Genomic DNA, 18,581 nt, shown 5'->3' with positions numbered 1-18,581 from the left:
CATGGCACAGCTGGCCATGGTGATGAACCTGGACAAATGCATCGGCTGCCACACCTGCAGCGTCACCTGCAAGCAGGCGTGGACCAACCGCGGCGGCACCGAGTACGTGTGGTTCAACAACGTGGAAACCCGTCCCGGACAAGGCTATCCGCGGCAGTATCAGGATCAGGAGAAGTGGAAGGGCGGCTGGACCCTGAACCGCCGCGGCCGGCTCACCCTGCGGTCCGGATCGCGAATGAAGCGGCTGCTCAACATCTTCGCCAATCCGGATCTGCCCACGGTGTCGGACTACTACGACCCGTGGAGCTACGACTACGACAATCTGCTGAGCTCCCCGGCCATGGACACCACCCCCGTGGCGCGGCCGAAGTCGCTGATCACCGGCGAGGACACCAAGGTCACCTGGGGCGCCAACTGGGACGACGACCTGGGTTCCGGGCCGGAGCAGGTCGGCCGGGATCCGTTGCTGTCCAAGCTGTCCGAGCAGGTGAAGCTCGAATTCGAGCAGACCTTCATGTTCTATCTGCCGCGCATCTGCGAGCACTGCCTCAATCCGTCCTGTGCGGCCTCGTGCCCGTCGGGCGCGATCTACAAGCGCGCCGAGGACGGCATCGTGCTCGTCGACCAGGACAAGTGTCGCGGCTGGCGGCAGTGCGTCACCGGGTGCCCGTACAAGAAGATCTACTTCAACCACAAGACGGGCAAGGCGGAGAAGTGCACGTTCTGCTATCCGCGCGTGGAGGTCGGCATTCCGACGGTGTGCTCGGAGACCTGCGTCGGGCGGCTGCGCTACATCGGCGTGCTGCTCTACGACGCCGACGCGGTGCTGGAGGCGGCGTCGGTCACCGACGACAAGGATCTCTACCCGGCGCAGCTCGGGGTGTTCCTCAACCCGCACGACCCGCGCGTGATCGCCGAGGCCGAGCGGGCCGGGATCTCGCCGGAATGGATTCAGGCGGCGCAGGATTCGCCGGTGTACAAGCTGATCGTCGACTACCAGATCGCGCTGCCGCTGCATCCGGAGTACCGGACCATGCCGATGGTCTGGTACGTGCCGCCGCTGTCGCCGGTGGTGGACGTGCTGTCGGAGACCGGGCACGACGGCGAGAACATGTCGAACCTGTTCGGCGCCATCGACGCGCTGCGCATCCCCGTCGAGTACCTGGCCGAACTGTTCACGGCCGGTGACGTCGGCCCGGTCCGGGCGGCGCTGCAACGGCTGGCGGGCATGCGGGCGTTCATGCGCTCGATCAACCTCGGACAGGAGCCGGACCTCACGATCCCGGAGTCGGTGCGGCTCGAACCGGAGGAGATCGAGGCCATGTACCGGCTGCTGGCCATCGCCAAGTACGAGCACCGCTACGTGATCCCCAGCGGTGCGACTTCCCGTGCGCACGAGCTGGATTCACTCGCCACCGGCTGCAGTCTGGACACCGACGGCGGTCCGGGGATGACGGCGTTCGACACGATGGCCGAGAAGTTCCACCTCACCGACACCAACGGGGCCGCGCCCGAGGAGAAGTCGAATCGGGTGAATCTGCTGAACTGGGACGGGAAGTCGACCAACGGGCTGGTACCCGAGCGCAACGGGGCGAACGAGTCGGAAGCTGACAGACCGGCGCACAACGGGTCCGCGGCAAACGGGTCCAACGGCAACGGGGCTGCGAACGGCAACGGTGCAGACGCCGCGAGCAACGGCGTCACGGCGCGCGCACCTAGCGGAGCGCCCCGATGAGAACGACCGCACGCCCCGGAGGATCCGCACTGTGAGCCTGTTGAAAGTGCGTCGGCGACCCCAGCCCGCCGTGCAGATGTCCGAACGCGACCGCCGCCTGGTGTGGAGGATCGCCGCCCTGCTCCTCGACTACCCGGGCCGGGAAACCCTGGCGATGGCCGGCGAATTGTCCGACGCCACAGCCGAACTCCCGCCGGAGGTGCGCGCGGACCTGGACCGGTTCCTGCAACACCTGCGCGAGACCGATCCCCTCGCCCTGGCTCAGCAGTACGTCGAGACCTTCGACCTGCGCCGCCGCGCCAGCCTGCACCTGACCTACTACGCCTACGGCGACACCCGCAAACGCGGCATGGCGCTGCTGCGCTTCAAGCACGCCTACCGCCACGCCGGAGTCGAACTCGGCGACAGCGAGCTGCCCGACCACCTGCCGGTACTGCTCGAATTCGCCGCCACCGTCGACCCGATCGGCGGCGAGCGGCTGCTCGGCGAGCACGTCCCCGTCATCGAACTGCTTCGACTCTCGCTGTCCGACAGCGGTTCTCCGTATGCGAGCGTGCTCGCCGCGGTCGTCGCGACGCTGCCGCCGCTGACCACCGCGGACCGCCGCCGCATCGCCGAACTCGCCGCCCAGGGACCGCCCGAGGAAGAGGTCGGCCTGGATCCGTTCGCGATGGACCCCACGCTGTTCGCCGGATCGGAAGGCCGACGATGACCACGATGCTCTGGATGACCCTGCCCTACGTGGCGTTCACGTCGTTCCTCCTCGGCCACCTGTGGCGCTACCGCAACGACCAATTCGGCTGGACCACAAGGTCTTCGCAGATCTACGAGAGCCGGCTGCTGCGCCTGGGCAGCCCGCTGTTCCACTTCGGGATGCTCGGCGTCATCGGCGGGCACGTGCTCGGCGTGCTCGTCCCCGAGTCGTGGACCGCGGCCGTCGGCATCTCCGAACACCTCTACCACGTGGTCGCGGTGTCCGCCGGCACGCTGGCCGGCGTCGCGGTGATCGCGGGCATCGCGATCCTGCTCTACCGCCGCCTCACCGTCCCCGCCGTCCGGCAGGCCACCACCACCAACGACAAGGCGATGTACGTCCTGCTGGCCGCCGCCCTGCTCACCGGCCTGCTCAACACGGTCGGCAGCAACCTCCTGTGGGGCCGCCACAACTACCGCGAAACCGTCTCCCCATGGTTCCGCAGCCTGTTCACCCTCCACCCCGCCCCCGACCTCATGACCGGCACCCCCTGGACCTTCCAGGCCCACGCCCTCATAGTCCTCACCCTCATAGCCTTCTGGCCCTACACCCGCCTCGTCCACATGTTCAGCGCCCCCCTCGGCTACTTCCTCCGCCCCTACATCGTCTACCGCGCCAAAGAATCCAACGCCCCCGACAAACGCCGCTACGCCCGAGCCTGGGACTCCCCAGTAATCCCCCCAACCCGAACCCGCTGACCCGCCTTCACGACCGACGACCCGCGCGGCCAGCTCTCCCCCTGGACGCTCGATTATGTGGTGGAGCGTTGTAGCGATGTTGGGATCTCGCCTGGGGCGGTGTACTTGGGGCATGACAACGACGCAGGCAAGTTCCGCTACTTCGGCTCTCGGCTCCGCTTCTCTTGTGGTGGCCACCATTTCGACCGGGTTGTTGGCCGGGGTGTTCTATGCCTATGCCAGCTCGGTGATGTTGGCGTTGCGGGAGGTGGATGATCGGACGTTCGTGGATGTGATGAATCGGATCAACGTGGTGATCGTCAATCCGGTGTTCATGTTCAGCTTTCTGGGGTCGATCGTGTTCACGGGGGTGGCGGCGGCGCTGCATCTGCGGGCGGATCAGCGGATGGTGCTGTGGTGGGTGCTGGCGGCGCTGGCGCTCAATGTGATCAGCTTCCTGATCAGCGCGGGGGGCAACATTCCGCTGAACAACCAGCTCGCGGACACCACCGGTGGCGATTTCGCGGCGCTGCGCGAGCAGTTCGAGGACTCGTGGGTGCGGTTGAACATTCTGCGCGGCGTCGCCAACACCGCTGCCGTCGGCGCCCTCGCCTGGGCACTGCGGTGCGCCGGGCGCGGATGAGCAGACATCGACGACCGCGAGAGACAGGCAGGGCTCGACTATCCGGTCGGGCCTCGTCTGCGTTCCCTGTACCGACCTCTCCTTCGCGAGTCAGGCAGCGCGCAGGAACTGCCCGGTGCGCCGGGTCCCCAGCACCGCATCGGCCTTGCCCTCGCCGAATACGTATGTGCCGCCGATGAATACGGACGACACCGTGGCGTCGTTGCGATTCACCATGCGCGGCAGGTTCCCGTAGTACGGGACCGGTTGCTCGGCATAGGCGTCGAGACTGTCGTCCAGGCGCTCCGGATCGATGACCACCACGTCCGCCCGGTCGCCGACGCGCAGACGCCCCGCCGCCAACCCGTACCAGTCGGCGAGTTCGCCGGTGAGCCGGTGCACGGCCTGCTCCAGCCGGAGGAACGGCCGCCCCGCCCGCTCGGCCTCGTGCACCCGCCGCAGCAACCGCAGCCCGAAGTTGTAGAAGGCCATATTGCGCAGGTGCGCACCCGCGTCCGAAAAGCCCAGCTGCACACCGGGATCGGCGGCGAACCGGTCCAGCACCCGCGGCCGGTGATTGGAGATGGTGGTACGCCACCGCACCTTGCCACCGTGTCGGACGACCAGATCCAGGAACGCGTCCACCGGATGCACGCCGCGCTCCACCCCGACCTGCCCGAACGTCTTGCCGATGACCGACCGGTCGGGGCAGTCCACGATCTCGGCGTCGAAGAAGTCGCGATGCCACACCCGCGGCCCGTACTTCTTGTCGTAGTCCTTGCGGAACCGCCGCCGGTAGTCCTCGCTCCGCAGCAACTCCTGCCGCTCCTCGAGCTGGTTCGACAGGTGCAGAGCCGCTGCGCCGGAACCGAATTCCTCGAACACCACCAGGTCGATACCGTCGGCGTACACCTCGAACGGCACCGGCAGGTGCTGCCACCGGAAATCGGCGCCGAGCCCGTTCAGGATCCGCGCCAGCGCCGGGAACAGGTACGCGATGAACGGAATCGCTTTGATGTCGGCGGCCGACAGCAGACTCACCTTCAGCGGCTCGCGCCAGATCCCGAGGCTGCTCGCGGCCATGGTCACCACGCTCTGCGGTCGCGAGACGTCCGGGCCGCCCTGGAGCGCCCGGTGCCGCTCGCGCAGCACCGCGTTGAGCTTGCCGCGCTCCCTGCTGGTCGCGTAAGTCGAAGGGAGAGTGCGCGATCGGCACAGCTCGCCGTCCAGCTTGTCGAACAGCAGTTGCTGCGAGGACATCCCGACGAAGCCCGCGTCCAGCGCCTCGACCAGTTTGCGCCGCATCGCCGAGAGCTCGGCGGCGGTGGGCCGCACCTCCTTGCGCGTGGCCCGATCCAGGTCCATCTCCGCGGCTCGGACGTCCGAATGACCCAGGAAACTCGCGACATTCGCGCCGAGCGGCAGCGCTTCCAGCGCTGCGGCGTACTCGTGCGCGTCGCGCCAGGACTTGAGATCGCCGACGGCCTCGATGACGTGCCGGCGCGGAATCGCCTCCACCCGTCCGAACAGGTCACCGGCCGTCTCCGCGCCGACGTGCACGGTCGACAGCGAGCACGAGCCGAGCAGGACCGTGGTGACGCCGTGCCGCACCGACTCCGACAGCGACGGATCCAGCAGCACCTCCACGTCGTAGTGGGTGTGGATGTCGATCATGCCCGGGATCACCCACTTGCCCGCCGCGTCGACGACCGTATCGCAACCGTTTTCGTCGAGCGGCTCCGCGGACACGGTGGCGACGCGGCCGTCGCGGATGCCCAGGTTGCGGACGGCGGACGCGGCGCCGGTACCGTCGAACCAGCGGCCGCCCTTGATGATGCTGTCGTACATCGGCTTTCCTCTTTCGACGGCGGACCGCCCCGCCCTCAGATCGTTATCTCACGGCGGACGACTTTCCCGGTCGCGTTGCGCGGCAAGGGTTTGTCGGTAATCACCCAGCGGGCGGGCACTTTGAAGTACGCCAGCCGCTCGGCGGCGAAATCGCGCAGGTCGGCCGCGGCGACGGCGGCCGGGTCGGCGACCACCACGACGGCGGCGACCTCCTGGCCCAGGTCGGCGTGCGCCACCCCGAGCACCGCCGACTCGAGCACCGCCGGATGCTCGTCGAGCACGTTCTCGATCTCGGTGGGGTACACGTTCTCCCCACCGCGCAGGATGAGATCGCTACGGCGGCCGGACAATCGGAGGCGGCCGTCTTCGAGAGTGCCGAAATCGCCTGTGCGCAGCCAGCGTTCGCCGTCGATGGCCGCCGCGGTGGCGGACTCGTCGTCCCAGTAGCCCAGCATCACGTAGGGGCTGCGGATGCAGATCTCGCCCTCCGCGCCGTCGGGCAGCGGACGGCCCTCCGGGTCGCGGATCTCGACCGCCACACCGAGAATCGGGCGGCCCACGGTCTCCGGGTGCGCAGCTAGCTCGGGCGGCGTGGCAACCGTTGCGGCCGTGCCGCTTTCGGTGAGCCCGTAACTCGTCGTGAGCGCGATCTGCGCGACCGGCAGGCGTTCGCGCAGCCGCTGATGGAACGCCGGGGACGAGGGCGCGGCATTGAGCGAGAACGCCGCCAGCGAGGACAGGTCGTAGCCGGACAGGTCGTGGTCGAGCATCCGGCTCGCCATCGTCGGCACCGCGCCCCAGTTGGTGACCCGCTCGCGCTCCACCAGCCGCAGCACCCGGTCGACGTCGAAGGAGCCCTGGTGGAGCACGACGGCGGCGCCGGTGGCCAGGCGGGGGATGACCAGATTGTGCAGGCTCGCGATGTGGAACAGGGGCGAGGTGAGCAGGAACCGCTTGTCGCTGGGCTCCCGGTGCGGCTGACCGCGCAGGCCCGCCACCATCGCGTCGGTGAAGCGGTGATAGTCGGTGACCGCCACCAGGTTTCGATGCGAATGCACCACGCCCTTGGGCCGCCCACTGGTGCCGCTGGTGTAGAGGATCACCGCCGGATCGTCCTCGGCAACAGCCGCGCGCGGACGCGCACCGGAATACTCGGCGATCAAGTGCGGCAGGTCGTCCTCCATGGTGAGCACCGGAACACCCGAAAGCCGCCCGGCCCGTTTCGCATCCGCGATCACCACGGCCGGGCGGGTGTGCGCGAGGGCGTATTCGATCTCCCGGGGCGCCCACCAGGCGTTGTAGCCGACGGCGATCGCGCCCAGGCACTGTGCGGCCCAGAACGCCACCACCCACTCGGGGGTGTTGGCCGCCAGGATCGCGATGCGGTCGCCCTTGCCGACGCCGTACCGGTCCGCCAGCGCCTGCGCGAGCGCTCCCGCCGCGGCTGCGTGCTCGCCGAACGACATCCGACCGTCCGCGGTCACCAGGTATTCCCGCTCGCCCCAGACGGCCGAGTCGTCGAGCATCTCCCCCAGCGACCGCCGCCGCTCGCGCAGCACCGGGATCGGAGCGCCCAGCACCTGCTCGACCGTCATCTCGAACGGCCCGCCCGGACCGGTCAACTCGGCGGTGACACGGGCCGCCACGGCCTGCGGATCAACAGTATTCGTCAAGGCACCCTCTCCTCCGCACCGCAGCGAACGCCGCCTGCGGGTACGCGCCGCCGAACGCTGCCGCGAGTCCGCCCACAAAATAGAACCCGTTGCAGTTATCGTGACGTGGCACACACGGTAGCACCCGACGGGACCCGCTGACCACGGATCGGCCGCTCACGGCCTGCGGCCGGCCCTGTCCGCGGCCTACTTGGGCGGAAGGCCGCGCGCGTACTCGACGCCGCGCTGTATCCACTCCTCGAGCACGTCGTCTTCGGCGATCAGGGCCGTATCCACCCGTAGCCAGTTGCGCATGGGACGCCCGCCCATGACCATCGGCGCGACGTGTTCCCCGTCCACGAGCGCCTCGGCCGCGGCCGGGTCGACCCGGACCATCAAGCCGCCCTTGCCGCTGGCGGCGACCGCCATATTGCCGCCGACCAGGAAGGCCAGCCCGCCGAACATCTTCTTCTCGACCGTGTCGGGCAGGGCCGGACCGAGCAGGTCCCGGATCCGCTCCGCCAGTTCCTCGTCGTAGGCCATACCGGCATTGTGGCCCGCACCACCGACAAGTTCGCCCCGCACGCAGAATTCATCGAGAATTCCCCACCGACGGCGAGGTCGGCGGTTGCCAGGACCCCCGCCCTGGACGAGCATCCACTTCCATGCCGTCGAATCGCCTGAACCCGGCCGGTGACATCCCCGACACGGGCATCCCGGAGCCGCTGGCCGCCAGCATGACCATGGCCGAGCAGTACGAATGGCACCGCGCGTACCTGCGCCGGCACGCGGTCTCGCGGCGCAATTTCCTGCGGGGCTCGGCCGCCGCGGCGGCCGTAGCGGCAGCGGGCGCCACACCGTTCGCGGGCCGCGCCTACGCGCAGGACGCCCAGCTGACCGTCGCCGGGCGGCGCGTCGGCTTCGGCGCCGATGCCGCGGGCCAGCTCCGCTTTTCGGCCCAGCTGTCCCGAAATCCGCACGGCGCGAAGGTCTTTCTCGACCACGGCCCGACCCCCGCGCTCGGCGCGAGCCTAGAGGCCGAGGTGCGTAACCTGGTGACCCAGATCCCCAGCAGCGACGGCGGTGTGCTGGCGGCCGAGCAGTTCTACGTGCACGCGCCGGTCGACGGACTCCCGGGCCGGGTGCCGCACTTCTACCGCTGGCGCACCTCCGACGGCTTCACCGGTGACGTCCGCGCCGCCGCCACCGCCATGCCGACGGCTCGAAACGCGGTGCTGCCCTTCCGTTTCACCATGATGGGCGACCAGGGCACCGACGAGACGCCGGGCCTGCCCGCCGGTGTCGCGCCCGGCGACTACGACGACATGTACTACAAGGCCGACAACGAGCCGACGGTGCGCCACGCCGACAACGTGATGCGCCAAATCGTCGCCGCCCGACCGGATTTCCACGTCCTCGCCGGTGACATCGCCTACGCCGACCCTTCCGGCGCGGGCAAGAGCCCCCAGTTCGTCCCCGCGGGCGGCCACGCGCCCGGCGGCTTCGACAAGTTCAATCCCTATGTGTGGGACGTGTATTTCGGGGCGATCGAGGCCAGCGCGTCGACCACGCCGTGGATGTTCGCCACCGGCAACCACGACATGGAGGCCGCCTACGACACCAACGGCTACGGCGGACACCTTGCGCGCCTGGACTTTCCGGGCAACGGACCGAGCGGCTGCCCGTCGGCGTACTCGTTCACCTACGGCAACGTGGCGGTACTCTCGCTCGACGCCAACGACGTCTCCTACGAGATCAAGGCCAACACCGGATACTCCGGCGGCGGCCAGACCGGTTGGGTGGAGCGCACTCTCGCCGGGTACCGGGCCGATCCGAACATCGACTTCCTGGTCTGCTTCTTCCACCACTGCGCGTACTCGACGACCGATTCGCATGCCAGCGACGGCGGCCTGCGCGACGCGTGGTGCGGTCTGTTCGATCGCTACCAGGTGGATCTGGTGCTTCAGGGCCACAATCACATCTTCGAACGCACCGACCCGATCCGGGCGGGACGGCCGACGAAGGCCGCGGGCGACAACGCGGTCGTCTACCCGGAGACCGACGGCACGGTGTACTACACCGTCGGCGGCGGCGGGCGGCCGCGCTACGGCTTCCAGCCCGGCTCCGAGGAGACCTACCGCGGCCACGAGGTCGCCGACACCACCGTGCCGAACAGCTACGTGTGGACCGCGGGCGGCGACCGGCAGGACGAGTCGGCGCCCTGGTCACGGGTGCGGTTCCGCAACTATTCCTTCATCCGGGTCGACGTGCGGCCGGGTTTCTTCGCCAGCGAGATGGACGTCGTCGCGGTCGACGAGTACGGGCGCGAGTTCGACAAGGTCACCTACCGCCGCCAGGTGCGCGCCTGACGCTCATACTCCCAGGGCGGCGGCGAACAGCGGCCAGGAGTCGTGCACGTCGTCCTGCCAGTAGGGCCAGGCATGGGTGCCCTGCCGCAGCGCGACGGTGGCCGGGATGCCCAGTGCCGCAAGGCGATCCGACAGTACGCGGGTGCAGCCGTTGACGACCGACTCCATCGCGCCGCCCACCGCGAGCCGATCGGCGAGCTTGGCCGCGTTGCCGGCGATCGACGGGTCGGCGAGGGTGTCGTGCACGCCCGGACCGCCGGTGCCGGCCGAGAGGTAGACGGCGGTGCCGCGCAGCCGGTCGGCGTTGAGCACCGGGTCGTGCGCCGACCACGCCGGATTGTCCGGGCCGCCCCACATGTTCGAGGCATTGGCTCCGAAGATACCGAGCTGCGAATGAACATAGGCGCGCGCCGCCGGGTCGCTGGTGCGCGGGCAGCCGCTGTAGGAGCCGACGGCCTGATACATGCCGGGCGCCTCGATCGCGAGATCCAGCGCCGAGGTCGCCGACATCGACGTTCCCGCAACGGCATTGCGGCCGGTCATCTGGAAGCGCTGTTCCAGCAGCGGCGGCAGTTCCCGCACGAGGAACGTCGACCACTGGTTGCGGCCCAGTACCGGATCGTCGGAGACCCAGTCGGTGTAGTAGCTGGCACGACCGCCCATCGGCACGATCAGGTTCACGGGCTTGTCGGCGAAGAACTGCGCGACGTCGGTCCGAGTGGTCCACGGGCCGCCGTCCTCGCCACCGTCGATGGCGTTGAGCAGGTACAACGCCGGGGCGGGCGCGTCGGGGTGCGATACCCACACCGTGATCGGGCGGTTCATCGCGGCCGAATGGACCACCACCTCGAACTGGCGGCCGCCGAGCGGGCGCACGTCGAGGATGGCCGGGCCGTCGCCGGGTGCGGCGGTGGCGGTGACCGGCACAATGGTGGCAAACATCGCGAACAGGACGGTCAGGCAGCGCAGAAGCCGGGGCATGGAGGCAGTATCGCACCGGCGCGCAGCGTATCTCGGTGTGGCTCCCGGCGTGTTCGGCAGGCGATGCCGTGCCGTCGGGACCTTCCGGCTACCTGACCGCACTCGTTCCGCAACCGAGGAGGCGGTGGTCCTCAGCCGCGATCGTGCGCGTCCTGCAAGACCTTCAGGTCGATCTTCGACATGGTGCGCAGCGCCGCCGCCACCGCGTCGGCCCGGTCGCCGCCCAGCAGCGTGGGCAGCTGCGCGGGAACGATCTGCCAGGACAGCCCGTAGCGATCGGTCAGCCAGCCGCACGGGCCGGGCGCGCCGCCCGCGGTCAGCGCCGACCAGAGCCCGTCGACCTCGTCCTGCGTGTCGACGACGAGCTGGATCGAAGCCGCGTCGGTGAACGGGTGGCCGGGACCGCCGTTCATCAGGGTCAAGGCGTGGCCCGCCAGCTCGAGGGAGACCACGAACGCCGACCCGTCGGGATTGCGGGTGACGCCGGTGATGCGGGAATCCGCGACCACCGAGGTGTAGAACTCGGCCGCCTGCTCGGCCTCGCTGTCGAACCAGAGGAAGGTGCTGATGCCGGTCATGAGGTGCTCCTGTGGGTTGTTCCAACGTGGTGTCACCCGAAGGTCGGAGCCCGTCACGCCGATTCGACACACTTCTCGAGATTTCCGCGAAATTTTCCGCGACGCTGTCGGACTAGCTCTCGGCCAGTCGGTCCAACGCCGCCTGGCTGGCCTCGTCGGCGGCGCGGTAGATGATCAACCGCTGATCGGGATCCTGCAAAGGCATCAGCGCCTCGTAGGCCACCGTGACCGCGCCGACGTCGGGGTGCACCAGCGTCTTGCGGCCGCGCCCGTTCACCCGGACATCCCGCTTCGCCCACAGCATCTCGAATTCCTCGCTGCGGGAACGAAATTCGCGGATCAGATCGGCGAGTACCCGATCGTCCGGATGCGCCGCCCAGGCCGCCCGCAGGTCCGCGATGCCCTCGCGCACCGTGCGTTCGCGGTCGGCGAAGAACTCGCGCATCCCCGGATGCAGCAGGCACATCCACATCGAATTGCGCTGCGACGGCGGCAGGGTGTCGAAATCCAGTAGGAGCCTGCACATCTCGCGATTCCACGTCAGGATGTCGTAGCGGTGGTTCACCACCATCGCGGGCAGCGGTGACAGGTCGGCCACCAGCAGCTCCAGCGCCGGGGCCGCAGTCGTGGCGGGCTTGCCGTCATCAGGCTGGCGCTGGCGGGCCAGGTCGAACAGGTAGGCGCGCTCGTCGGCGCCCAGTCGCAGCGCTCTGGCCAGCGCCTCCAGCACCTCCGCCGAAGGCCGCAACCCCCGCCCCTGTTCCAGCCGCACGATGTAGTCGGTGCTGACGCCCGCCAGCTCGGCAACGTCCTCGCGCCGCAACCCGGGCGTGCGCCGGGCCCGCCGCGCGGGCAGCCCGACATCCCGCGGGTCCAGCCGTTCGCGCCGGGCCCGCAGGAACGCGCCCAACTCCTGTGTCGCATCCACCGTGCCAGTCATCGGGATCGATCCTACGGGCAGCCTGGGACCGGCGCTCCCAGGAAAAACCTTCCCTTACCCCCTGCTCGCGGCCGTCGCAGACTCGATTCCGACGACGGAATCGACACAGGAGGACACCATGTCCCTCACCCTCGACACCTACCGGCTGCTGGGCCGCTCCGGGCTGCGGGTCTCCCCGCTGGCGCTGGGCACCATGACCTTCGGCGCCGACTGGGGCTGGGGCGCCGAGCGCGAGGAGTCGCGCAAGCTGCTCGACCTGTACCTCGAGCGCGGCGGCAACTTCATCGACACGGCCAGCATGTACACCAACGGCAGCTCCGAGCGGCTGCTGGGCGAGTTCACTCGCGACAATCGCGAAAGCCTGGTGCTGGCAACGAAATACACGATGCAGCGGCGGCCGGGCGACCCGAATGCCGGTGGCAATCACCGCAAGAGCATGTTCGGCTCAGTGGAAGCCAGTCTGCGGCAACTGAATACCGATTACATCGACCTGCTGTACCTGCACGCCTGGGACTTCCACACCCCGGTCGAGGAGATTCTGCGCGGGCTCGACGATCTGGTCCGCCAGGGCAAGGTGCTGTACGTGGCGATCTCCGATACGCCGGCCTGGCAGGTCTCGCGCATGCAGGCCATCGCCGACCTGCGTGGCTGGTCGCCGCTGGTGGCTCTGCAGGTGGAGTACAACCTCATCGAGCGCACCGCGGAACGGGACCTGATCCCGATGGCGCGCGAACTGGGCCTGGGCGTGATCCCGTGGTCACCGCTGGCGAGCGGCGTGCTCACCGGCAAGTACACCCGGGCCGACCTCGACGGTGAGAGCGTGGGCTCCCCCGAGGGCACCCGCAAGAACATCGCCCTGGCCCAGAACCAGTTGACCGAACGAGGACTCGCGATCACCGACGTGGTCAAGCAGGTCGCGACCGAACTCGGCCGCACCCCCGCCCAGGTAGCCCTGGCCTGGACCTTGCAGAACCCCGCCGTCACCGCCCCGATCATCGGTGCCCGCACGCCGGACCAACTCGAGGACAACCTGGGCGCGCTCGACATCGAATTCGACACCACCCAACTAACCCGCCTCGACGAGTCCAGCGCCATCACCCTCGGCTTCCCCCACGACATGCTGGCCCGAGACATGACCCGCACGGTCACCACCGGCGGCCTCACCATCGAACCCCGCCGCTGACGCGGTACACCAGAGAAACCGGCGGCCTCACCACCGAGCCCTGCCACTGAGGCGGTGCACCAGTGATACCGGCGGCCTCACTATCCAGCCCCACCGCTGACGGTATGCGTCAGCGAATCGGGCTGCGGCGCGGGACATCTCGCGCATCTAACCGGTGCGTAACCGCGAAGGGCATCGAGTTCGAACGGTCGCCCGGCGGCCGGGCCATGAAGTTCGGCTCCGGCCGCAGCGGTGATGTCGCGGCCGGAGCACGTGCGATGTGAATCAGGCTGCGGCGCGGGCGAGTTCGCGGGCGGCGGTGCGGTAGCGGTCGACGAGGAGGCGGACCACGGCGGGGTGGACGCCGATGGGCTCGGCCACGCCGTCCGCGCCGCAGTCGTGCAGGCGTTGGTGGAAGAGTCCGTGGGCCAGCAGATACGAGGCGATGAACACTCGGCGGGCGCCCGATTCCCGGAGGGAGGCAACGACTTCCGGTACGCGGGGCGCGCCGGTGGCGATGTAGCCCACCCGCACCGGGGCGTCGAGGTCGTCGCCGAGCAGCCGGGCCGCGCGGCGGACGTCGTGGCGGGCGCGGGCGTCGGAGGAGCCGGCGGCGGCGAAGACCACGGCGTCGCCGGGACGCCAGCCCGCGGCGCGCAACCGCACCCGCATGATGCGAGCCAGTGCCGGCTCCGGGCCCATCGCGGGGGTCACCGCGACGGACGGGTGCCCGCTCTCGGCGACCTCGCGCGGCACGTCTTGATACACGTGGTATCCGGACGCCAGGAACGCCGGAACCACCACGACCGGAACGGAACCGAGGTCGCGCAGCACCTCTGCGGGGGAAGGCCCGAGCACGTCCACGAACGCCGTACGCACCACGGGCTCGGGCACACCCGCCCCCAACTCCCGCGACACCGCCTCTGCCAAATCGGCGATCATCTGCACGCCCCGCGAACTCCTGGTGCCGTGGGCGACCAGCACCAGGGCGGGATCGGTCACCACACTCCCGCCATGGGCGTGGGCCGCTGCGGGCGCAGCGACGGGCCGTAGCCGACGGGCGGGCGGGGGTTGTTGTCGATGCATTCGGCGGGGTCGAGTGCCAAGCGGTAGCCCCGCTTCACCACGGTCTGAATGGCTTTCGGGGTGCCGAGGCCCGCGCGCAGCCGGGCGATGCCGGTCTCCACCGCGTGGGTGTCGTCGCCGCCGCCGGGCAGGGCCGCCAGCAGATCTTCGCGCGACACCACCCGTCCGGGCTGTCGCGCCAGGGCTCGCATCAGCGCCATCGGCGCGGGCGCCAGCTGCCGCACCTGGCCGTCGACCACCACGCACCCGCCCCGCACGCTGAGAATGTGCCCCGCGGCGTGAATCCGGTTGGCGCGCCGGGGCAATTCCTCGGCGACGTGCCGGGCCAGCGCGCCCAGTCGCGCCCGGCCGGGCATGGTGGTGGCCACGCCCAGCTCCTCCAGCGGCGCTGCGGTGATCGGCCCGACGCACGCGGGCAGCACCCGCGAGCGGAAGGCGTGCAGCACCGCTTCCAGCAGCCCGGTTTCCTTGGCGCGCATGAGCGTCGACGCCACGGCCGGCGCGCTGGTGAAGGTGACGCAGTCCAGCGCCGAGGTGACGATGGCCTCGATCATCCGGTCCATCGCCGTCGGATCCTGCGGCGGGATCCAGCGATACACCGGCACCGGCACGACATCGGCTCCGGCACAGCGCAAGACCTCGCAGAAGTCGGGCACGGGCTCCCATTCGGTGGTCGCGCCGTGCAGCTGCACCGCGATCCGGATGCCTTCGACGCCCTCGGCGAGCAGGTGGTCGAGCACCTCCGCCGAGGACTCCGAGGCCGGGGACCACTCCTCGCGCAACTCCGCGGCGCGGATGGCGCCCTTGGCCTTCGGGCCGCGCGCCAGCAGGCGGGTGGAGCCCAGCGTCGTGCGCAGATCCTCGGCCAGGCCCCACCCTTCCGCGGCTTCCATCCAGCCGCGGAAACCGATGCCGGTGGTAGCGACGGCGACCTGCGGCGGGTCGGTGACCAGCTGCCGGGTCACCCGCTCCAGTTCGTTGTCGTCAGCCAGCGGAATGATCCGGATCGCGGGAGCGGACATGATGTTCGCCCCGCGCCGGGTCAGCAGCGTGGCCAGTTCGTCGGCGCGCCGCGCGGCGGTGACACCGATGGTGAAACCCTCCAGGCAGGCGGCATTACCGGTGAGATCACTGCTCATGCGGAGTCCTCGGGACAACCCACGGGCTCGTTGGACACCTCGACGATGCCGTCGACCACGCGCACGGCGTACACCGGCAGGCCCGTCGACTCGTCGTCCAGGCAGTGCCCGTCGATCAGCGAGAACGCCTGCTTGAGCAGCGGCGACGCCACCACGGGCACGCCGCCGCGATCGCCGACGATGCCGCGCGACATCACCGCGGCCCGCCCGAACGGATCGATGTTGCCGACGGCGTACAGCGAGCCGTCCGGCAGCAGGAACAGCGCGGCTTGGCGGCCACCGCGCAGCAGCACCGCGACGCCGCGGCCGGGAATCAGATAGTCCAGCCGGCAGGCCGAGGTCCAACCAGCGGTGGTGACCTGAGCAATGCCGGGTGTGTCGATCACGGTCATCGGTAACTCTCCTCCGAACGCCCTACCCATTGGTACCGGCGCCCTGTTTCCGGGCGATTACGCGCCTATTTCCCGTGCGTGGCGCTCTGGACGGCGCCGGCCTGGGCCGCAACGCCGCTGGTGACGGGCACCTCGGGCATGCCGAGCAGCACCGGGACCTTACGCTCGCCGCTGTCGTCGAAGCCGATGGTCGGGTCGCTCTCCTCCGGCGCGTTGACGAAGGACACGAACCGCGACAGCTTCTCCGGGTCCTCGAGCACCGCCGACCACTCGTCCTTGTACCCGGCGACGTGCTTGGCCATGGCCGCCTCCAGCTCGTCGGCGATGCCGAGCGAGTCCTCGCACACCACCTGCTTGACATGCTCGATGCCGCCCTCGAGCGCCTCCTGCCAGGGCGCGGTGCGCTGCAGCCGGTCGGCGGTGCGGATGTAGAACATCAGGTACCGGTCGATGTACTTGATCAGCGTCTCGTCGTCGAGGTCGCCGGCCAGCAGCACCGCGTGCTTCGGGGTGAGGCCGCCGTTGCCGCCGACGTAGAGGTTCCACCCGTTCTCGGTGGCGATGACGCCGACGTCCTTGCCGCGCGCCTCCGCGCATTCGCGAGCGCACCCGGACACGGCCAGCTTCAGCTTGTGCGGCGACCGCAGCCCGCGATACCGCTTCTCCAGCAGCACCGCCATGCCGACCGAGTCCTGCTGCCCGTAGCGGCACCAGGTGGATCCGACGCAGCTCTTCACCGTGCGCAGCGACTTGCCGTAGGCGTGCCCGGACTCCATGCCGACATCGACGAGGCGCTGCCAGATCTTCGGCAGCTGCTCGACCCGCGCACCGAACAGGTCGATGCGCTGGCCGCCGGTGACCTTCACGTAGAGCCCGAAATCCTTGGCGATCTGCCCGATTTCGATCAACTGCTCCGGCGTGCACTCGCCGCCCGGCATCCGCGGCACCACCGAGTAGGTGCCGTTCTTCTGCAGGTTGGCCAGGAAGTGGTCGTTGGTGTCCTGCAGGGCGGCCTGCTCGCCCTCGAGGATGTGGTCGCTCGAGGTCGAGGCCAGGATGGAGGCGACCGTCGGCTTGCAGATGTCGCAGCCGGTTCCCTTGCCGTACTTGGTGATCAGCTCCGAGAACGTCCGGATGCCGGTGACCTGGACGATCTGGAACAGCTCGGCGCGCGACTGCTCGAAGTGCTCGCACAGCGCCTTGGACATCGCCACGCCCGACTGCTCCAGCAGCTTCTTGAGCATGGGAACGCAACCGCCGCAGGAGGTTCCGGCGGAGGTGCAGCTCTTGATGCCCGGGATGTCGCAGGCACCGTCCGCGATGGCGCCGCAGATGGCGCCCTTGGAGACGTTGTTGCAGGAGCAGATCTGCGCGTCGTCGGGCAGCGCGTCGGCGCCGAGTTCCGCACCGGCGGGCGAGATCAGGGCCGCGGGCTCGGCGGGTAATTCGCTGCCGACCAGCGGGCGCAGCGCCGCGTACTGCGAGGCGTCGCCGACCAGGATGCCGCCGAGCAGGGTTTTGGCGTCGTCGGAGATGACCAGCTTGGCGTAGGTGCCCTTGGCCGCGTCGTGCAGCACGACCGACAGCGCGCCCTCGGTGGTGCCGTGTGCGTCGCCGAAGCTGGCCACGTCCACGCCGAGCAGCTTCAGCTTGGTGGACAGGTCCGCACCGGGGAATTCGCCTGCGCCGCCGAGCAATCGGTCCGCCACGATCTCGGCGGTGGTGTAGCCGGGGGCGACCAGGCCGTAGCAGGTGCCCTCCACGGCGGCGACCTCGCCGACGGCGTAGATGTTGGGGTCGGAACTCCGCAGGCCCAGGTCGGTGATGACGCCGCCGCGCGGCCCGACCTCGAGCCCGGCGTCGCGGGCGATCTGGTCGCGCGGGCGGACGCCGGCGGAGAACACCACCAGCGAGGCGTCGATGGTCGATTCGTCCGACAGCGTGACCTGCAGTCCCGCACCGTCTTCCGCCGCCTCGATCGCGGAGGTGCCGACGCCGGTGTGCACGTGCAGGCCCAGATCGGTGACCAGGCGCTCCAGGATCGCGCCGCCGCCCTCGTCGACCTGCACGGGCATCAGCCGCGGCGCGAATTCGACCACGTGCGGCGTGATTCCCATGAGCCGCAACGCGTTCGCGGCCTCGAGACCCAGCAGTCCGCCGCCGACCACGACGCCGACCGCGCCCTCCCCGGCCGCTTCCGCCGCCGCGCGGATGCCGTCGAGATCCTCGATGGTGCGGTAGACGAAGCACTCCGGCCGGTCGTGGCCCGGCACCGGCGGCACGAAGGCGTACGACCCGGTCGCGAGAACCAGTGCGTCGTAACCGATCACGTCGCCGGTGGAGGTGGTGACCTTGCGGGCGGCGCGGTCCACGGCCTCGGCGGAGACACCGAGCCGCAGATCGACCAGAGCGTCACCGGCGTACTCGTTGCCGGGCAGCGCCAGCGCGCTCGCGTCCCAGGCGCCGACGTACGACGACAGGCCGACGCGGTCGTAGGCCGGGCGCGGCTCCTCGCTGAGGATCACGACCTGCCAGCGGCCGTCGGTGTCGCGCGAGCGCAGGGCCTCGACGAACCGGTGGCCGACCATGCCGTGACCGACGACCACCACGGTCTTGCGCTGGGTGGGTTCCACAGTGGGGTTCATG

General features: G+C 69.6%; 16 protein-coding genes. 6 read left to right on the top strand and 10 right to left on the bottom strand.

Annotated elements, in window-relative coordinates; genetic code table 11:
* Position 1 precedes the first annotated feature (1 nt).
* The 4 genes from narH (at position 2) to IU476_RS24745 (ending at position 3,809) form a co-directional block, all read left to right on the top strand.
* Positions 2-1,735 (top strand): nitrate reductase subunit beta, encoded by a 1,734-nt coding sequence (gene narH / locus IU476_RS24760; RefSeq protein WP_228824292.1) that lies wholly within the window; start codon positions 2-4, stop codon positions 1,733-1,735.
* A 31-nt stretch (positions 1,736-1,766) separates the two neighbouring features.
* Complete coding sequence (gene narJ, locus IU476_RS24755) at positions 1,767-2,447, top strand: nitrate reductase molybdenum cofactor assembly chaperone (protein ID WP_195103874.1); 681 nt, start codon at positions 1,767-1,769, stop codon at positions 2,445-2,447.
* Positions 2,444-3,187: a respiratory nitrate reductase subunit gamma gene (narI, locus tag IU476_RS24750; RefSeq protein ID WP_195103873.1), complete on the top strand. Its 744-nt coding sequence runs from the start codon at positions 2,444-2,446 to the stop codon at positions 3,185-3,187. Before narJ ends, narI begins: the two co-directional genes overlap by 4 nt.
* A 169-nt stretch (positions 3,188-3,356) precedes the next feature.
* Entirely contained in the window at positions 3,357-3,809 is a 453-nt protein-coding gene (locus IU476_RS24745) for an anthrone oxygenase family protein (protein ID WP_324194259.1), read from the top strand.
* A 90-nt stretch (positions 3,810-3,899) separates the two neighbouring features.
* On the opposite strand, the gene IU476_RS24740 is transcribed toward IU476_RS24745, so the two are convergent.
* The 3 genes from IU476_RS24740 to IU476_RS24730 form a co-directional block, all read right to left on the bottom strand.
* Positions 3,900-5,636 carry an N-acyl-D-amino-acid deacylase family protein gene (locus IU476_RS24740; RefSeq protein WP_195103871.1) on the bottom strand — a complete coding sequence of 579 codons (1,737 nt, stop codon included), beginning with the start codon at positions 5,634-5,636 and terminating at the stop codon, positions 3,900-3,902.
* Positions 5,637-5,671: 35 nt separating this feature from the next.
* Positions 5,672-7,309: a steroid-24-oyl-CoA synthetase gene (gene casG, locus IU476_RS24735; protein ID WP_228824214.1), complete on the bottom strand. Its 1,638-nt coding sequence runs from the start codon at positions 7,307-7,309 to the stop codon at positions 5,672-5,674.
* Positions 7,310-7,495: 186 nt separating this feature from the next.
* The gene (locus IU476_RS24730; RefSeq protein ID WP_195103869.1) at positions 7,496-7,831 is read right to left on the bottom strand and encodes a TfoX/Sxy family protein; all 336 of its coding nucleotides are present in this window, start codon (positions 7,829-7,831) and stop codon (positions 7,496-7,498) included.
* Positions 7,832-7,953: 122 nt separating this feature from the next.
* Here IU476_RS24730 and IU476_RS24725 point away from each other — a divergent pair, with 122 nt between their 5' ends.
* Entirely contained in the window at positions 7,954-9,657 is a 1,704-nt protein-coding gene (locus IU476_RS24725; protein WP_195103866.1) for a metallophosphoesterase, read from the top strand.
* A gap of 3 nt (positions 9,658-9,660) precedes the next feature.
* On the opposite strand, the gene IU476_RS24720 is transcribed toward IU476_RS24725, so the two are convergent.
* The 3 genes from IU476_RS24720 to IU476_RS24710 form a co-directional block, all read right to left on the bottom strand.
* Positions 9,661-10,638 carry an alpha/beta hydrolase gene (locus IU476_RS24720; RefSeq protein WP_195103864.1) on the bottom strand — a complete coding sequence of 326 codons (978 nt, stop codon included), beginning with the start codon at positions 10,636-10,638 and terminating at the stop codon, positions 9,661-9,663.
* A 131-nt stretch (positions 10,639-10,769) separates the two neighbouring features.
* On the bottom strand, positions 10,770-11,216 hold the full coding sequence (locus IU476_RS24715; protein ID WP_195103862.1) for a VOC family protein: 447 nt from the start codon (positions 11,214-11,216) through the stop codon (positions 10,770-10,772).
* A 112-nt stretch (positions 11,217-11,328) separates the two neighbouring features.
* A complete protein-coding gene (locus IU476_RS24710; protein ID WP_195103860.1) occupies positions 11,329-12,156 on the bottom strand; it encodes a helix-turn-helix transcriptional regulator in 828 nt (275 codons plus the stop codon).
* 118 nt (positions 12,157-12,274) lie between these two features.
* Here IU476_RS24710 and IU476_RS24705 point away from each other — a divergent pair, with 118 nt between their 5' ends.
* Positions 12,275-13,339: an aldo/keto reductase gene (locus IU476_RS24705; protein ID WP_195103858.1), complete on the top strand. Its 1,065-nt coding sequence runs from the start codon at positions 12,275-12,277 to the stop codon at positions 13,337-13,339.
* Between the two features lie 264 nt (positions 13,340-13,603).
* Here the strand turns inward: IU476_RS24705 and IU476_RS24700 are convergent, their stop codons facing one another.
* From IU476_RS24700 to nirB, 4 genes are all read right to left on the bottom strand, one after another.
* On the bottom strand, positions 13,604-14,320 hold the full coding sequence (locus IU476_RS24700; RefSeq protein WP_195103856.1) for a sirohydrochlorin chelatase: 717 nt from the start codon (positions 14,318-14,320) through the stop codon (positions 13,604-13,606).
* Positions 14,317-15,543: a uroporphyrinogen-III synthase gene (locus tag IU476_RS24695; protein ID WP_195103854.1), complete on the bottom strand. Its 1,227-nt coding sequence runs from the start codon at positions 15,541-15,543 to the stop codon at positions 14,317-14,319. Before IU476_RS24695 ends, IU476_RS24700 begins: the two co-directional genes overlap by 4 nt.
* Positions 15,540-15,935 (bottom strand): nitrite reductase small subunit NirD, encoded by a 396-nt coding sequence (gene nirD / locus IU476_RS24690; protein ID WP_195103851.1) that lies wholly within the window; start codon positions 15,933-15,935, stop codon positions 15,540-15,542. The genes IU476_RS24695 and nirD overlap by 4 nt, the downstream gene beginning before the upstream one ends.
* Positions 15,936-16,000: 65 nt before the next feature.
* Positions 16,001-18,580, bottom strand: a complete 2,580-nt coding sequence (gene nirB / locus IU476_RS24685) for a nitrite reductase large subunit NirB (protein ID WP_195103850.1) — start codon at positions 18,578-18,580, stop codon at positions 16,001-16,003.
* Position 18,581: the final 1 nt, after the last annotated feature.

The organism is Nocardia blacklockiae (genome assembly GCF_015477355.1).
Classification (GTDB): domain Bacteria; phylum Actinomycetota; class Actinomycetes; order Mycobacteriales; family Mycobacteriaceae; genus Nocardia; species Nocardia blacklockiae.
The sequence above is the reverse complement of the archived record's forward strand: the minus strand, read 5'-3'. Positions and strand labels throughout refer to the sequence as shown.

Excerpts from the sequence above, each read along its gene's own strand:
- narH (WP_228824292.1), top strand. The coding sequence starts at position 2 with ATGGCACAGCTGGCCATGGTGATGAACCTGGACAAATGCATCGGCTGC.
- IU476_RS24725 (WP_195103866.1), top strand. The coding sequence starts at position 7,954 with ATGCCGTCGAATCGCCTGAACCCGGCCGGTGACATCCCCGACACGGGC.
- narI (WP_195103873.1), top strand. The coding sequence starts at position 2,444 with ATGACCACGATGCTCTGGATGACCCTGCCCTACGTGGCGTTCACGTCG.
- nirB (WP_195103850.1), bottom strand. The coding sequence starts at position 18,580 with ATGAACCCCACTGTGGAACCCACCCAGCGCAAGACCGTGGTGGTCGTC.
- IU476_RS24705 (WP_195103858.1), top strand. The coding sequence starts at position 12,275 with ATGTCCCTCACCCTCGACACCTACCGGCTGCTGGGCCGCTCCGGGCTG.
- nirD (WP_195103851.1), bottom strand. The coding sequence starts at position 15,935 with ATGACCGTGATCGACACACCCGGCATTGCTCAGGTCACCACCGCTGGT.
- IU476_RS24740 (WP_195103871.1), bottom strand. The coding sequence starts at position 5,636 with ATGTACGACAGCATCATCAAGGGCGGCCGCTGGTTCGACGGTACCGGC.
- IU476_RS24695 (WP_195103854.1), bottom strand. The coding sequence starts at position 15,543 with ATGAGCAGTGATCTCACCGGTAATGCCGCCTGCCTGGAGGGTTTCACC.
- IU476_RS24715 (WP_195103862.1), bottom strand. The coding sequence starts at position 11,216 with ATGACCGGCATCAGCACCTTCCTCTGGTTCGACAGCGAGGCCGAGCAG.
- IU476_RS24720 (WP_195103864.1), bottom strand. The coding sequence starts at position 10,638 with ATGCCCCGGCTTCTGCGCTGCCTGACCGTCCTGTTCGCGATGTTTGCC.
- IU476_RS24730 (WP_195103869.1), bottom strand. The coding sequence starts at position 7,831 with ATGGCCTACGACGAGGAACTGGCGGAGCGGATCCGGGACCTGCTCGGT.
- IU476_RS24710 (WP_195103860.1), bottom strand. The coding sequence starts at position 12,156 with ATGACTGGCACGGTGGATGCGACACAGGAGTTGGGCGCGTTCCTGCGG.